The sequence below is a fragment of the Acidimicrobiia bacterium genome, from assembly GCA_036271555.1.
In the GTDB taxonomy this organism is placed as follows: Bacteria; Actinomycetota; Acidimicrobiia; order IMCC26256; family PALSA-610; genus DATBAK01.
In genome coordinates this window covers 41,958-55,346 of record DATBAK010000037.1, presented here as the reverse complement: position 1 = coordinate 55,346, position 13,389 = coordinate 41,958, and the positions used below count along the sequence as shown (strand labels likewise).

16 protein-coding genes are annotated in these 13,389 nt (G+C 69.9%); 9 read left to right on the top strand and 7 right to left on the bottom strand.

All coding sequences use genetic code 11. From position 1 onward, the window contains the following. Entirely contained in the window at window positions 1–1,713 is a 1,713-nt protein-coding gene (locus VH914_10315) for a hypothetical protein (GenBank protein ID HEX4491588.1), read from the top strand. A gap of 36 nt (window positions 1,714–1,749) precedes the next feature. Here VH914_10315 and VH914_10310 read toward each other — a convergent pair whose 3' ends face one another. Beyond that, on the bottom strand, window positions 1,750–2,382 hold the full coding sequence (locus VH914_10310) for an acyltransferase (protein HEX4491587.1): 633 nt from the start codon (window positions 2,380–2,382) through the stop codon (window positions 1,750–1,752). Then, the gene (locus VH914_10305; GenBank protein HEX4491586.1) at window positions 2,379–2,798 is read right to left on the bottom strand and encodes an ester cyclase; all 420 of its coding nucleotides are present in this window, start codon (window positions 2,796–2,798) and stop codon (window positions 2,379–2,381) included. The genes VH914_10310 and VH914_10305 overlap by 4 nt, the downstream gene beginning before the upstream one ends. A gap of 109 nt (window positions 2,799–2,907) precedes the next feature. Here VH914_10305 and VH914_10300 point away from each other — a divergent pair, with 109 nt between their 5' ends. Next, a complete protein-coding gene (locus tag VH914_10300) occupies window positions 2,908–3,963 on the top strand; it encodes an ABC transporter substrate-binding protein (protein ID HEX4491585.1) in 1,056 nt (351 codons plus the stop codon). Window positions 3,964–4,034: 71 nt separating this feature from the next. Then, entirely contained in the window at window positions 4,035–4,223 is a 189-nt protein-coding gene (locus VH914_10295; GenBank protein HEX4491584.1) for a hypothetical protein, read from the top strand. 97 nt (window positions 4,224–4,320) lie between these two features. Here VH914_10295 and VH914_10290 read toward each other — a convergent pair whose 3' ends face one another. After that, the gene (locus VH914_10290) at window positions 4,321–5,277 is read right to left on the bottom strand and encodes a Ku protein (GenBank protein ID HEX4491583.1); all 957 of its coding nucleotides are present in this window, start codon (window positions 5,275–5,277) and stop codon (window positions 4,321–4,323) included. Window positions 5,278–5,481: 204 nt separating this feature from the next. Here VH914_10290 and ligD point away from each other — a divergent pair, with 204 nt between their 5' ends. The 3 genes from ligD to VH914_10275 are packed head-to-tail and all read left to right on the top strand — an operon-like array spanning window position 5,482 to window position 8,197. Then, window positions 5,482–6,387 (top strand): non-homologous end-joining DNA ligase, encoded by a 906-nt coding sequence (gene ligD / locus VH914_10285; GenBank protein HEX4491582.1) that lies wholly within the window; start codon window positions 5,482–5,484, stop codon window positions 6,385–6,387. A gap of 11 nt (window positions 6,388–6,398) precedes the next feature. Next, window positions 6,399–7,217, top strand: coding sequence for an SDR family NAD(P)-dependent oxidoreductase (locus VH914_10280; GenBank protein HEX4491581.1), 819 nt, complete (start codon window positions 6,399–6,401; stop codon window positions 7,215–7,217). 20 nt (window positions 7,218–7,237) lie between these two features. Next, window positions 7,238–8,197 carry a phosphotransferase gene (locus tag VH914_10275; GenBank protein HEX4491580.1) on the top strand — a complete coding sequence of 320 codons (960 nt, stop codon included), beginning with the start codon at window positions 7,238–7,240 and terminating at the stop codon, window positions 8,195–8,197. On the opposite strand, the gene VH914_10270 is transcribed toward VH914_10275, so the two are convergent. The 3 genes from VH914_10270 to VH914_10260 all read right to left on the bottom strand — a co-directional run bounded on the left by VH914_10270 (window position 8,198) and on the right by VH914_10260 (window position 10,659). Beyond that, complete coding sequence (locus VH914_10270; GenBank protein HEX4491579.1) at window positions 8,198–9,397, bottom strand: acetyl-CoA C-acetyltransferase; 1,200 nt, start codon at window positions 9,395–9,397, stop codon at window positions 8,198–8,200. A gap of 146 nt (window positions 9,398–9,543) precedes the next feature. After that, complete coding sequence (locus tag VH914_10265) at window positions 9,544–9,981, bottom strand: hypothetical protein (GenBank protein ID HEX4491578.1); 438 nt, start codon at window positions 9,979–9,981, stop codon at window positions 9,544–9,546. A gap of 18 nt (window positions 9,982–9,999) precedes the next feature. Beyond that, the gene (locus tag VH914_10260) at window positions 10,000–10,659 is read right to left on the bottom strand and encodes a response regulator transcription factor (protein ID HEX4491577.1); all 660 of its coding nucleotides are present in this window, start codon (window positions 10,657–10,659) and stop codon (window positions 10,000–10,002) included. An 85-nt stretch (window positions 10,660–10,744) separates the two neighbouring features. Here VH914_10260 and VH914_10255 point away from each other — a divergent pair, with 85 nt between their 5' ends. Both VH914_10255 and VH914_10250 read left to right on the top strand, forming a co-directional pair. Beyond that, window positions 10,745–11,119: an STAS domain-containing protein gene (locus VH914_10255; protein ID HEX4491576.1), complete on the top strand. Its 375-nt coding sequence runs from the start codon at window positions 10,745–10,747 to the stop codon at window positions 11,117–11,119. A 130-nt stretch (window positions 11,120–11,249) separates the two neighbouring features. Then, the gene (locus VH914_10250; protein ID HEX4491575.1) at window positions 11,250–11,933 is read left to right on the top strand and encodes a VIT family protein; all 684 of its coding nucleotides are present in this window, start codon (window positions 11,250–11,252) and stop codon (window positions 11,931–11,933) included. Between the two features lie 75 nt (window positions 11,934–12,008). On the opposite strand, the gene VH914_10245 is transcribed toward VH914_10250, so the two are convergent. After that, on the bottom strand, window positions 12,009–12,545 hold the full coding sequence (locus tag VH914_10245; GenBank protein ID HEX4491574.1) for a gamma carbonic anhydrase family protein: 537 nt from the start codon (window positions 12,543–12,545) through the stop codon (window positions 12,009–12,011). 25 nt (window positions 12,546–12,570) lie between these two features. On the opposite strand from VH914_10245, the gene VH914_10240 reads away from it, so the two are divergent. Next, window positions 12,571–13,383, top strand: a complete 813-nt coding sequence (locus VH914_10240; protein ID HEX4491573.1) for a phytanoyl-CoA dioxygenase family protein — start codon at window positions 12,571–12,573, stop codon at window positions 13,381–13,383. Window positions 13,384–13,389 lie beyond the last annotated feature (6 nt).

Sequence of the window (13,389 nt, the reverse complement as noted above, 5' to 3'; positions counted from 1 at the left end):
ATGCAGGCACCGCCACCTCCCGTCCGCCGCTCGAACGCGCTGAAGCGCTACGCGCCGTTCCTCGCGATCGCGGTGGTGATCGTGCTCGTCGCGGTCTTCCTCGGCGGCCGCAAGAGCAACAAGTCGGACGACAACACGAAGTCGTCCAACCGCGGCGGCTCGAAGTCGGAGTTGCCGATCACGTACGCGGCCGCGAAGGACGCGAGCACCACATCGAGCTACACGTGGCAGTCGACGTGCGATCCGAAGACGGGGAAGGTCGCGATCCCGATCCTCCAGGCCGCGCCGTGTGTGCCCGCGTTCCACGGCGCCAACGGCGGCGCGACCGCGCCCGGCGTCTCGTCGACGTCGATCAACATCGTCTTCTACGTGGCGAAGCCCGACCCGCAGACCGACGCGCTCACGCGCTCCGTCGGCGCGTACGACAGTCCCGATCAACAGGTGCAGGGCGTACGCGACTACATCAAGATCTTCGCGGCGACGCACGAGCTCTACGGCCGCAAGATCAACCTCGAGCTGCTCCACGGCACCGGCACCGCGACCGACGCGACCGCGGCGCGCGCCGACGCGATCAAGGCCGCGACCGAGCTGCACGCGTTCGCGGTGCTGAACGGTCCGACGCAGACCAACGCCTTCGCCGACGAGCTCACGAACCGCGGCGTCATGTGCATCGGCAACTGCCTCATCGCGCAGCCGCACTCGTTCTACGAGCAGCACCCCGGACTGTTCGGGGCGGGACCGACCGCCGACCAGCCCGCCGACGACACGCTCGAGCTCATCAAGAAGCAACTCGCCGGCAAGGACGCGGTCTACGCGGGCGACTCGAGCTTCCAGCACACGACGCGCAAGTTCGCGCTGCTCAGCTACGACACGCCCGACGGGCAGTTCAAGCCGATCTGGGACTCGTTCTCCAACAGCATGAAGGCGCAGGGCACGCCGCTCACGACGCACGTGTCGTACTTCCTGAACCTCACGACCGCGCAGGACGACGCGCGCACGATCATCACGAAGCTGAAGAGCTCGGGTGCGACGAGCGTGATCTTCAGCGGTGACCCGCTGCTGCCCAAGTACTTCACGGCCGAGGCCACGAAGCAGCACTACTTCCCCGAGTGGATCATCTCGGGCACCGTGTACGCCGACACCGACGTGTTCGCGCGGGGATACGACCAGACGCAGTGGAAGCACGCGTTCGGCATCGGCATCGTCGGCGCGCAGTTCCCCGAGACGCAGCACGACGACTACCAGCTGCACGAGTGGTACTTCGGGACGCCGCCGCCGGACCTCAACACGACCGGGATCGTCGAGGGCGACGTCGACGTGATGTTCACGGGGCTCCAGCTCGCGGGCCCGCACCTCACCGTCGCGAACTTCAGCGCGGGCCTCGAGGACCAGCCGGTCGCGCCCGAATCCGCCAACGGCCTGCGCGCGATCTTCTCCTACGGGAACCATGGCCTGTGGCCGGGCGGCACCGACTTCGGCGGCCTCGACAACCTCAACCTCATTTGGTACGACCCGACGGCCAAGGGCGTCGCCGACGAGACCGGCACCACCGGCACCGGCGCCTACCGCTACATCGACAGCGGCCGCCGCTTCCTCCCCGGCCACCTGCCGACGGATCCGATCAAGTTCTTCGATTCGGCCGACACGATCACGAACTTCACGACCGTGCCCGCGGAGATGCAGCCACCGACCTATCCGAAGCCGAGCAAGTAACCGGCGGCGTCGCGGGTCGCGTCGCGGCGCCGCGCGTCAGTCCGCGCGCACCCATTCGCCGTCGACGTAGCGGCGGATGACGCGCGCGGGCACGCCCGCGACGACGCTGAACGCAGGCACGGCGCTCGTCACGACCGCACCCGCGGCGACCGCGACGTGCTCGCCGATCGTCACGCCCGGCAGGATCACGCAGCCGTGGCCGAGCCACGAGCCCGAGCCGATCACGACCGGCGCGTCGTTCCACATCTGCGTGCCGATCGGCTGCGCCACGTCCTCGTAACCGTGGTTCTGATCGGTGATGTAGACGAAGTGCCCGGTCCAGATGTCGTCACCGAGCTCGATGCGCTCGTGGCCGACGATGCCGATGCCCTTGCCGAGCGTGCAGCGGTCGCCGATCGTGATGATCGGATCGCCGCGCCGACCCGCGTGCACGGGCATGCCCGCGCTCAGCGAGGCGAGCGGTCCGATCGACGTACCCTCGCCGATCGCGATGCGACCCTCACCGAAGATCACGGTCGGCGGGAAGCTGATCATGCTGCCGGCGCCGAACCGTTGGAACTCTCGCGCCGCGCGTTGCTGCGGACCGATCGCGCCGTACCGCACGGCGCCGTGCCACGCGCGCTGCACCACGGCGGCACGCCACGCGCCGAACCGATCGTGGTTGCTCATTCGTACTTGCCCAGCTGACGGAACCAGCCGAGCGTGTCCTCGACTCCCCACGAGCGCGCCAGCCGTCCCCGTTCCACCTGGTAGAGCGTCGTGCCCGGCTTCGCGTACTGCTGACCCGCGGGCTCGATGTCGAGGAACGGTCGACCCGTGAGCGTGCCCCGCTCGATGTAGCGCATCACGATCGTCGAGCGCTCGACGACGAGGTCCTCGATCGTGATCGCGACGTCGGGGAACGACTTGCGCAGGAAGCGGCAGACGCGGACATAGTGCTCGCGTCCGACGTTCGCCTCACCGTCGGCGCCGTAGAACGCGGTGTAGTCGTCGGCGAGCGTGGTCTCGCACACGGTCCAGTCGCCGCGATTGAAGCCCTCGCCGATGTGCCGGCGCACCAGCGCGCGCATCGCGTCCGCATTCATGCGGCTCCGACCTCCGGCCCTCGAGCCGGACGGCGCCGTCTGCGTGTGCGGATGTCCGCGCCTGCGGTCTGCGCCTCGTTCTTCACGGGCGGCACGCTACTTTTCGGCCATGGATCACGCGCCGACTCCCATCCTCATCGGACTGCTCTACGACTTCCCCCAAGGCGACGGGGGCGCCGGGTTCGAAGCGGCGCTGCGCCTCGGACTCGACGATGTCGCCGCGACCGGTCGGCTCGACCGCGCGGTCGACTTCGTGAGCAGCCACGTGCGCGGCCTGCCGTCGGGCAGCGAGCACGAGATGAAGCAGGGCTTCGCCGAGATCGAGCAATCGGGCGCGCTCGTGATGGTGGGTCCGTCGATCTCCGATAACGCGCTGATCGTCGCTCCGCTCTGCGACGCCGCGGGCCTGCCCGCCATCAACTACACCGGCGGCGAGCGCACGCGCAGCGAGCTCATGTTCCACTACCAGATCGGCTCGCTCGAGGAAGAGCCACCGATGCTCGCGCAGCGACTCGTCGACCGCGGGCTGCGCAGCTGCGCGGTGATCAGCGATCAGTCCCCCGTCGGTCGTCGCTACGCGGAGGCGTTCGAGGCCGCGCGCGGCCGGCTCGGTCTCGACGTCACCGGCTCGGCGACGATCTCACCGCTCACCGAGCAGCTCGTCGACGTCGTCGCCCGTCTCCGCGAGGGCGCGCCGAGCGCGCTCGTGTACTTCGGTCTCGGTGTGTCGTCGCGCGCGGTGGCACTCGCGCTCGCGGAGCTCGAGTGGGACGTGCCGGTGCTCTCGAACTCGGCGCTGATGTTCGGCTACGCGCGCCCCGACTGGCGTGACGGCTACCGCGGTTGGGAGTACATCGACACGATCGCCGACGACAACCCGTTGCGCGACGCGCTCCGCGAGCGCTCGCCGCGCGCCGCGTTGAGCCCCGTCGGCTGCGGCGCGTACGACATGGGCCGGCTCGTCGGCGAGGCGATCGCGCGGTGCGATCACCTCACGCGTGAGGGCATCGCCGAGGGACTGCGGCGCGTGAAGCTGCTCCCGGCGACCAGCGGTCACGCGGGCACGATCATGGGCTTCGGCGTGTACGAGCACGCCGCGCTCAAGGGCCCCTACCTGGTGCTGCGCGAGTGGAAGGACGGCAAGAGCGTCCAGGTCGCGGTTTGATCGGCGGCCGCTCGTCGCTTCACTGTCGCACCCTCCTGGTTCACTGCGCCGACCCAGCCCAGGAGGTTCCGATGACTCATCTCGCCGGCGGCTTCGAGCCCTGTCCGAGCTACCGAGCGCCGATCGAGCACGACGAGCCGGTCTGTGCCGGATGCGGCCATCTGGCCGACGACCACGCCGGGCCGGGCGCCCGGGTGCTCGCCCTTGCCGATCGCCGCGGCCTGCGCCGCGTCGAGCGCCCGGCCCGGCGCGCGTCATGAGCGTGCCCTCCACAATGCGACATCCGTTATCTCTCCACGGCACTCACGGTCGCAACGTCGCGGCGGTGGAAGCCGGGCGACGGCTCCGCGGAACCGTTCAGGCGCTCTTGCGGGCGCGCGCCGGCGCCTTCTTCGCGGGGGCCTTGGTCGCCGGCGCCTTCTTCGTGGCCTTCGACGCCTTCACGGCCTTCACCGCTTTCGCGGGCTTGGCCGCCTTCGCGTCCGCGCCGTCGGCCGAATCGGCCGCGCCGATACCACCGGTGCTCGGGTGGCGGCCGCGCGCGCCGGCGGCCTTCTCGAGGCTCGCCTCGAGCGCAGCCACGAGGTCGAGCACCTTCGCGGGCGCCTCGGTCGGCGTGGTCGCGACGATCTCCTCGCCCGCGGCCTTGCGCTCCACGAGGTCGAGGACCTGCTCGCGGTACTCGTCCTTGAACTTCTCGGCGTCGAACTGATCGACCGCGAGCGACTCGATGAGCTGGCGCGCCATCTGGATCTCTTTGTCGCCGACCTCGACGTCGTCGGGGGCGAGGCCGTCGCGGTCGACGACCTCGTCGGAGTAGCGCATCGTCTCGACGCACAGCAGCCCGTCGAGTGGGCGGATCGCGACCAGGCGCTCCTTGGCTCGGATCACGATGCGACCGATCGCGACCTTCTGCAACTCGCTCATCGCCTCGACGAGGAGGCGGTACGCCTTCTTCCCCTTCTCGTCGGGCACGAGGTAGTACGGCTGCTCGAAGAAGACGGGGTCGATCTCGGCGAGGTCGACGAACTCCTCGATGTCGATCGTGTGGCTGGCCTTGGGCGCGAGCGACGCGAGCTCGTCGGCCTCGATGACGACGTAGTGCCCCTTCGAGATCTCGTAGCCCTTGACGATGCGGTCGGCCGTGACCTCTTCACCGGTCGCATCCGAGACCTTCCGGTAGCGGATGCGCGCGCCGGTGCCTTCCTCGAGCTGGTTGAACGAGACGTCACGGTTGCGGGTCGCGGTCATCAGCCGGACGGGCACCTGCACGAGCCCGAATCCGACCGAGCCGCTCCAGATCGCATTCGGCACGCCGACACCTCCGTTGCTCGCTGAACCGTGTCATTCTACGGGTTCGACCGTTCTCGCAGGTCAGAGTCATCGCGAGCCCGCCAGAACGGGCGGGTCGCGGTGCGGCCCGCCAGAACGGGCGGGTCGGGTGCGGCCCGCCCGACCCGGGGACTGAGGCGTCAGGAGCGACGAGCGAAGCGAGTGCGACCAGAAAGCACAGTCCAGGTGGAGATCGGCGGGCACCGGCTCGCCCTGTCGAATCTCGACAAGGTCCTGTACCCCGAGACCGGCTTCCGGAAGGCCGACGTCCTCGACTACTACCGCCGCATCGCACCGGTCCTGCTCCCTCATCTGCGGGGCCGGGTACCGACCCTCGTGCGGGCACCCGACGGCCCGGGCGGCGAGGTGTTCTTCGAGAAGCGCGCGCCGAGCCATCGTCCGAAATGGGTGAAAACGGCGACGATCGGTAGATACGACCATCACGTCGGATTCGAGGGCTGTCTGGTCGACTCGCTCGCGGCGCTCGTCTGGGTCGCGAACCTCGCCGCGCTCGAGCTCCACTGCTACCAGGCGACCGTCGACGACCTCACGCGACCGACCGCGATGGTCATCGACCTCGACCCCGGAGCGCCCGCGACGATCGTCGACTGCGCGCGCGTGGCGCTCGACCTGCGGGCGTTGCTCGCGCAGCTCGGGCTCGAGGCGGTCGTGAAGACGTCGGGGTCGAAGGGCCTGCACCTGTCGGTGCCGCTCAACACGCCCGGCGTCACCGACGACGCGACGAAGTCGTTCTCGCTCGCGCTCGGACAACTGCTCGAATCGCGCGACGCGAAGCGGGTGACGACGGTGATGGCGAAGGAGCACCGGCGCGGCCGCGTCTTCGTCGACTGGAGTCAGAACGACCGCGCCAAGACCACGGTCGCGCCCTACTCGTTGCGCATCCGGCCGCGGCCGTGGGTGTCGACACCGGTGGCGTGGTCCGAGATCGAAGCGGTGCACGACTCCGGCGACGGCCCGTCGCTCACGTTCGAGGCGGCCGACGCGCTCGCGCGCGTCGAGGCGCTCGGCGACCTCTACGCGCCGAACCTCACGCTCGAGCAGGAACTGCCGAGCCTCGGCGCGCCCGCGTAGGGTCCTGCGCCATGGAGCTGCAGGGAAAGGTCGCGATCGTCACCGGTGCGAGCCGCGGCGTCGGTGCCGCGACCGCGGTCGCGCTCGCGTCCGAAGGTTGCGCGGTCGCGTGCGCGGCGCGCGCGACGGACGCCACGCCGATGCCGACGCCGGGCACGATCGACGAGACCGTCGGTCGCATCCGCGCCGCGGGCGGCACCGCGATCGCCGTGCCGACGAACCTCGCGAAGGACGACGAGGTCGAGCAGATGGTCGCAACCGCGACGGAACAGCTCGGCCCCGTCGACATCCTCGTGAACAACGCCGCGATCACGTTCCCCGGCGACGTCGACCTGCCGATGAAGCGCTTCGACCTCGTCTTCGCCGTCGACCTGCGCGCGCCGTTGATCGCGATCCAGGCCGCGCTCCCGTCGATGCGCGCGCGCAAGTCGGGCTGCATCGTGAACGTGTCGTCGGTCGCGGCGCTCAACTACTTCCCGGGGCTGATGGCGTACGGGATGGCGAAGAGCGCGCTCGAGCATCTGACCGTCGACCTCGCGGTGCAGCTGCGCGCCGACAACATCAACGTGAACACGTTCCGCATCGACGTCCCCGTCGCGTCCGAGGGCTTCGTCGCGAACCTGCCCGGCGACCATCCCGACTGGGAGCCATCGGAAGTCGCCGCCGAGGGCATCCTCTGGATGATCCGCCAGCCGGTCTCCTACACCGGTCACAACGCGGGCATGGCCCGGCTGCGCGCCGACCACGGGATCATGGTGTCGCGAGCGCAACAGCTCCACACGCAGGCCGTTGGGCTCGTCACCGAGACCCATCTGCGCCCGCCGAGCTGAACGCGCGACGATCGGCGGCGATGCAGCCGTTCGAAGCGTTGACGCCGCGCGGCCAGACCACCCGGCTGCGCGGGCTCGCACGCGTCGCACTCGAGCACTACGGGCTCGAGGACGCGCGCATCACCCTCTTGAAGGAGTCGTTCAACACCCTCTTCCGCGTCGACGCCGACGGCCGTACGTTCGCGTTGCGCGTCGGTGCGCACGAGCGCATCCACACCGACGAGACCGAAGCAGTCGAGACCGCGTGGCTCGTCGCGCTGCGCGCCGAGACCGATCTCCGCCCGCCGCTTCCGATCGCGAATCGCGAGGGCGCGTTCGTCACCGATGTCGAAGTCGACGGAGTGCCCGGGACGCGGCGCTGCGTCCTGTTCGAGTGGGTACGCGGGCGACGGCTCTGGGACGCGATCGACACCGCGTCGATGACGAGCGCGGGCGAACTGCTCGCGCGATTGCACGAGCACGGCACGACCTTCGACGGCGGACGGCGCCAGCCCGTGATCACCGGCGACACGGTCACGGTCTTCCGGCTCCCCGACCGCATCCCACGCGTCGACGAGCGGTACGGCACGTTGTTCGCCGAGGCGTTCGACCGCGCGCAGGTGGCCGTCGACGCGCTGTGGGCCGATCCGCCGCACCCACCGCACCTGCTGCACGGCGACTTCCACCCGAACAACATCCTCGTGTGGCGCAGCCGGCTCACGCCGATCGACTTCCAGGACCTGCTCTGGGGTTTCGAGGTGCAGGACATCGCGTTCGCGCTGACGACGCTCGGGCTGCGCCCGTTCGCGGCCGAGCGCATCGCCGCGCTGCGCCGCGGTTACGAGCACATCCGTTCGTGGCCCGCCGACGACGCCGTCGTGCACGAGCTCACCGGCGTGCGTCGGCTGAGCATCTTGAACCTCGGCTTGAATCTCCGACGCCCGGGACTCGACGAGTTCGTCGCGGGTCGCGCCGACTGGCTGCGCGACTGGATGCGCTAGCTACGCGAGGCGCTCGACGATCATCGCCATGCCCTGACCGCCGCCGACACACATGCTCTCGAGGCCGAACGTCTTGTTCGCGTCTTCGAGGCCGTTGAGCAGCGTGGTCATGATGCGCGCGCCGGTCATGCCGAACGGGTGACCGAGCGCGATCGCGCCGCCGTTCACGTTGAGCTTGTCGTAGGGGATGCCGAGCTCCTTCGCCGAGGGCACGACCTGCGCCGCGAACGCCTCGTTGATCTCGACCAGGTCGATCTGGTCGATCGTCATCGACGCGCGTGCGAGCACCTGCTGGCACGCGCCGATCGGACCGAGACCCATGATCTCGGGGTCGAGCGCGCTCACGCCGCTCGCGACGATGCGGGCGATCGGCGTGATGCCGAGCGCCTTGGCCTTCGTGTCGCTCATGACGACGACCGCGGCCGCACCGTCGTTGAGCGGGCAGGAGTTGCCCGCGGTGACCTCACCGTCGGGGCGGAACACCGGCTTGAGCGACGCCAGCTTCTCGAGCGTGGTGTCGGCGCGCGGGCCGTCGTCCTTCGACACGACGCTGCCATCGGCCAACCGCACCGGGATGATCTCGCGCTCGAAGAAGCCGCGCTCCTGCGACTGGACCGCACGCTGCTGCGAGCGCAGCGCGAACTCGTCCATCTCCGCGCGCGTCACGCCGGTGATCTCGCGCACGTTCTCCGCGGTCTGACCCATCGCGATGTAGACGTCGGGGAGGCGACCGTTGGACTCCCACGTCGGCGCGCCGCCCGCCTCGCGCTCCTTGGTACGCGCGTGCGCGGCCTCGAACTTCGGGTTGGGCGGACCGGTGTCGGCGGCACCGAACTGGAACCGGCTCACGGTCTCGACGCCACCGGCGACGAACGCGTCGCCCTCACCGGCACGGATCGCGTGCGCGGCCATGCGAATCGTCTGCAACGACGAGGAGCAGTAGCGGTTCACGGTGACACCCGGCGCGTCGAGCCCGGCGAGAAGCGCCGCGACGCGTGCCACGTTCGTGCCCGCCTCGCCCGCGGGCTGGCCGCAGCCCCAGATGACGTCCTCGATGGAGTCGGCGACTGCAGGCACCTTGTCGAGCACGGCCCTGATGACGAGCGCACTGAGGTCGTCGGGCCGGCACTCGACCAGCGATCCCTTGTTGGCGCGCCCGATGGGCGTCCGGCCGGTGGCGACGATCACGGCTTCGGGCATCGATTGCTCCTGCGTTCGTGGGACCGCGCAGGCTAGCTCCGACCTGAGAATGGGTCCGGAAGGAGCACCGGTGCGACGCGGATCCTGCGATGCCGCTCCCATCCCGCGTCAGGAGCGGCGAGCGGAGCGAGCGCGACCAAGCAGGCTCAGCCGACGAGCGTCAGTTCGGAGACGTCGCGTTCCTCGGCGACGCCGCCGGGGCGGCCGTACCACCACGAGTGCCGGAGACGGCCCGATTCGGGCACCGACAGCTCGACGCGCATCGGGAACGGTGATCCTTCCGCGCCGACCTCGAAGACTCCGGGGTCGGTCTCGCGCAGCACCGCGACCGAGCTCGCGTGCGGGTGACCGATCACCATCACGGCGCCGCCGTCGTGCGTGCGACCGATGATCGTGTGCTCGATGTGACCGCGCACACGGTCGGGATGCGCGGGGTTGAGGATCTCGTAGTCGAGCTGCACACCACTATCGCCCGGCAGCGCGGTGACGACGATGCGCGCCGCACCGCGCTCGTCGAAGCCGACAACGGCGTCGATGCCGACGTACGTACCGGTGTTCGCGAGCAGGTCGTCGACGAGGGGCATGCCGGCACCCTACGTGGCTCAGTCGATCTCGGACAACGGCGCGGTCATGCGGTGACGGAAGCTGACCGCGGTGCGCACGTAGTTCGTGGCTTCGACCCGGTTGCGCACGTCGAGCTTGCGGAAGATCTGGCGCAGGTGCGCCTTGACGGTCTCGGCGCCGAGGTAGAGCGCGGCCGCGATCTCGCGGTTCGAGAGACCCTCCGCCGCGAGCACGAGCACCTGACTCTCGCGCTCGGTCAGCCCCGCGTCCTTCGCGGGCCAGTCGAGGGTCGCGCTCGGTGCGCGCGGTGTCGTCGGCGCGGCGACGACCAGCTCGCCGCGCGCGACGCGGACCAACGCGCGCGCGATGTCGTCGGCCGGAAGCGCCTTGGAGATGAACCCGTCGGCACCGGCACTGCGGCCTTCGGCGATGAGATCGGGTCCGAGATCCAACGAGAACATCGCGACGTGATGCACATTGGGCGTGTCCCGCAACGCGCGGAGCGCGGGAGTGGCGATGCCGACGCGCCCGTACGTGTCGTACAGCGCGACATCGACCGGCTCGAGCAGCGGCTCGCCGATCACGAGCTGCTCGACGACGTTCAGCTGCTCGGGGAATTGTCGAAGGAGCGCGGCGAGTCCCGCGACGACGATCTCGTAGTCGTTGACGACGGCGATACGGACGGGAGTGGCGACCACGACCGGATCCTCTACCCCGACTCGGTGCGTCGATACCCCCGTTCGGGGGTATCGAGGGGTCTCGGGTCGGTGTTTCACTGCAGTCGTGCGCCCCGACTGCACGCCGAACCCGACTCACCACCGCGATCAGGTCGACGGCGACGAGGTCACCTCCCTCGAGCTCGTCTTCACGAGCAAGGGAATCGTGACGCACTGCCGGCTCCTCGGCGAGCTCGACGCGGGCACCGCCGATGCGCTTCTCGCCGACGTCGCGCGCACACTCGAACCAACGGTCGCGTTGCTCGAGCTCCACCTCGACGACCTTCGGTTCTGCGACGCTGCGGGCGTGAACGCGTTCCTGCGCGTGCGCTCGCACGTCGCGCGCAACCGGACGGACGTCATGCTCTGCGGCGCGCACGGCATCGTGCGCCGCGTGTTCGACATCGTCGAGCTGCAGCGCGCGATCGCGGTCGTTCGGTGAGGTAAACCGAACACCGCGATCGCACAGCACCCTGGCTAGGGTCACGGCTCGTGGCGACGGAGCGGCGAGCGAATCAGCCCGCGTGCCGCGATGGAGCTTCGTGTCGAGCGGAGCGGGCGCGATCATGAGCATGGAGCACGCGGCCGAGCACCATCGCAGCCCGCGCATCGGCTGGCTCCGCGCCGCGGTGCTCGGCGCCAACGACGGGATCGTGTCGATCGCGAGCCTCGTGATCGGCGTCGCCGCCGCGAACTCGTCCCGTTCGGCCGTGATGACGGCCGGGTTGGCCGGCCTCATCGCGGGCGCGGCATCGATGGCGGTCGGCGAGTACATCTCGGTCAGCTCGCAGCGCGACACCGAGATCGCCGACCTCGAGATGGAGGCGGCCGCGATCGAGTCGAATCCCGAAGCCGAGCTGCGCGAGCTCGCGGCGATCTACATCCGGCGCGGACTCCAGCCCGCACTCGCGCGCGAGGTCGCGCAGCAGCTGCAAGCCCACGACGCGGTCGGCGCGCACGCGCGCGACGAGCTCGGCATCACCGAGATCGCGGCGGCGCGCCCGTTCCAGGCGTCGTGGACGTCGGCCGTGTCGTTCACCACCGCCGCGATCGCGCCCCTGATCGCCGTCGGGCTGTCACCGCGCAACGCGCGCGTCCCGGCGACCTTCGTCGTCGCGCTCCTCGCGCTCGCGCTGCTCGGTGTGCTCGGCGCGCGCGCCGGTGGGGCGCCGCGCACTCGGGCCGCGGCGCGTGTCGTGCTCGGCGGTGGGATCGCGATGGCGCTCACGGCGCTCATCGGTCACCTCGTCGCCTGAGCTCATGGTCGCGCTCGCTGCGGGCCGGGATACCCGGCCCGCACGGCTCCACCGCCGCTCGGCGCTCCGGACGCCTCAAGTACCGAGTTGGTCTGGCCGGAACTCGCGTAGCTTCGTCTTGTACTCGCGCGCGTTGCGCACGTAGTTCGCGGCGTTCTCGAGGATCGACGCGGCGTCGACGCTGTCGGGACGCAGCTTGGCGGGCACGCCGAGCGCCATCGCGCCGGTCGGCACCTCCATGTCGTTCGGCACGAGCGCGGCTGCGCCGACGAGCGCGTGCGCGCGCACGATCGCGCGGTGCAGCACGATCGATCCGGAGCCGATGAGCGAGCCTTCCTCGATCGTGCAGCACTCCATGTGCACGAGGTGCCCGATCACGCAGTCGTCGCCGATCCGCGTCGGGAACCGGTTGGTCGCGTGGATGACGCTGCCGTCCTGGATCGACGTGCGCGCGCCGATGATGATCTGCCCGTAGTCGCCCCGCAGCACCGCCTGCGGCCACACGTTGCTGTCCGCCCCGATCACGACCGAACCGATGACGGTCGCATCCGGGTGCACGAAGGCGTCGGGGTGGATCTCGGGGACCCGGTCGCCGAGCGCGTAGATGGTCACGGCCGGCGACGCTACCGTCTCGCCCGTGACCACGATCGACGAGCACGTCGCGCGCGTCGCGGCCGACGGTTACACGATCCTCGAGCACGCGATCGAGCCCGAGATGATCGACGCGCTCACCACCGACGTCGACCGCCTCGAACGCGACTTCGGCGTGCAGCCCGCCGGCAACTCGTTCGAGGGTGCGCAGACCGTCCGCATCTACAACCTGCTCGCGTACGGATCGCGGTACGAGCAGATCCCGGTGCATCCCGCGGTGCTCCCGGTCGTCGACCGCGTGCTCGATCCCGGTTGCCTCGTGTCGTCACTGTCGTCGATCTCGATCCTGCCCGGCGAGATCGCGCAGCCGATCCACGCCGACGACCAGCTGATCCCGCTCCCGAAGCCGCACGTGCCGACGGTCTGCAACACGATGTGGGCGCTCACCGACTTCACCGCGGCCAACGGCGCGACGCGCGTCGTGCCGGGCACGCATCTCCTCGATCACTCCCCCGACTACGGCAAGCCCTACGACTCGATCCCCGCGGAGATGGAGAAGGGCTCCGTGTTGGTGTGGGTCGGCAGCCTGTGGCACGGCGGCGGCGCGAACACGACCGATGAACGGCGCGTCGGCATCGCGATGAACTACTGCGCGGGCTGGATCCGCCAGCAGGAGAACCAGCAGCTCGGCATCCCGCGCGCGATCGCGAAGGACTTCTCGTCGCGCCTGCGCGAGCTGTGCGGCTACGGCGTCTACAACATGCTGATCGGGCACATCAACAAGCACAGTCCCGTGGAGATGTTGGATGCGCTCGACGCGCCGAGCGACGGCAGTCCGATGGTCTGGGACCGCATCTGACCTACG